Here is a 1,482-nt window from a genome sequence, read left to right as displayed (position 1 = left end):
ATGTTGAAAAACAACTGCCTGAGTTTGAGTTCGATATTGAAAAAGTCAGCTACGAAGATGGCGCGAAAGTCTACTTCAAGAACGGCGGTTGGATCATCGCGCGCTTCTCTGGTACTGAGCCATTACTACGTATTTTTGCAGAAATGCAAGATAAGGACACTGCGGAACGTGTTCTTCAACAGTTTAAAGACTTCTTGTCTCTATAACTGACCTTGTGCCCGCTTCGAGCACAATGATGAGAGCCGACGCTGTCTGGAAAAGGCGATCATCAACAGGAGAAGAGCACTTGCCCGGCATCACTGCCGGGCTTTTTTGTATCTATAAATCGAGAATGGATTCGCAATCCCGTATGCAGAGGCATTAAGCGAACGCTAGCACGCCTTGAGTTTCGATCTTCACAGCAACACGCTCACCGATATGAAGCGGCTGTGATGCGATAGCCAGTAGACGATCACCATTAGCATCAATCACATAACGACAATGATCACCCATGAAGTGCTGCTCAAGCACAGTGACCGCACTGTCTTCATCCGATTGAATTTGGACATGTTGTGGTCGCAGTAGTAATGAACAAGCAGATTGCATTTGAATCTCTTGCTGTGCACTCGCCTCAACTACACCAATATGGGTTTCGTATTCCGTATCTGAAATGCGCGTTGCGGCTAGGTAGCTACCACCACCTAAGAAGTCTGCAACAAACTTGCTCGAAGGTTGGTAGTAGAGTTCTGAAGCCGTGCCGTATTGCTCAATAACACCGTGGTTCATCACCGCCATTTTGTCGGCAAACGCAAATGCTTCTTCACGACTGTGAGTCACGAAAATCGCTGTAACGCCTTGTGCCTTAAAAATCTTACGGATCTCGCTGATTAACTCGTGACGAACCTGAGTATCAATATTGGAAAACGGTTCATCCAAAAGCAGTAAATCAGGGCTGTAAGCCAGAGAACGGGCAATCGCAACGCGCTGTTGTTGTCCACCAGAAAGCTGATGTGGATAACGATCGGCGTAACCTTGAAGGTGCACGAGTTCTAGCATTTCATCAACTTTCGCGCGCTTTTCTTGTGCAGATTGATGCTTCAGGCCAAAGGCTATATTTTGCGCAACTGTCAGATGAGGAAATAGTGCATAATCTTGGAAGATCATTCCGATATTGCGCTCTTCTGGCGGCAACCAATTTTCACCATCATCAATCGTCTGACAATTTAAGCTCATTTGACCAGAAGTAAGAGGCAGCAAACCAGCAATCGCTTTCAACAATGTCGTTTTGCCACAACCACTCGCCCCTAAAAGACAAACGATTTGCCCCTGTTCAACTTCAAGCGACAAAGACTCTAAAACGGTTTGAGCATCGTATTGGCAAGTTAGGTTTTTAATTGATAGTGCGCAGCTCATCAGTGATTTTGCTCCAGTGAACGGTTAACAACAACAAGCGGGATCAACCCAACAAGAACCAACAATACAGCAGGCAGAGCTGCCAATTCT

1 protein-coding gene and 1 pseudogene are annotated in these 1,482 nt (G+C 46.1%); one reads left to right on the top strand and one right to left on the bottom strand.

From position 1 onward, the window contains the following. Window positions 1-206, top strand: a pseudogene (locus tag R7E00_RS23185) (phosphoglucomutase/phosphomannomutase family protein); the annotation flags it as partial. 154 nt (window positions 207-360) lie between these two features. On the opposite strand, the gene R7E00_RS23180 reads toward R7E00_RS23185, so the two are convergent. Further along, window positions 361-1,392: an ABC transporter ATP-binding protein gene (locus R7E00_RS23180; RefSeq protein WP_005461276.1), complete on the bottom strand. Its 1,032-nt coding sequence runs from the start codon at window positions 1,390-1,392 to the stop codon at window positions 361-363. Between the last annotated feature and the right edge of the window lie 90 nt (window positions 1,393-1,482).

Source organism: Vibrio sp. Vb1755, assembly GCF_033338635.1.
Taxonomy (GTDB): domain Bacteria; phylum Pseudomonadota; class Gammaproteobacteria; order Enterobacterales; family Vibrionaceae; genus Vibrio; species Vibrio alginolyticus.
Note: the sequence above shows the minus strand (reverse complement) of the source record. Positions and strands in the feature narration are given on the sequence as shown.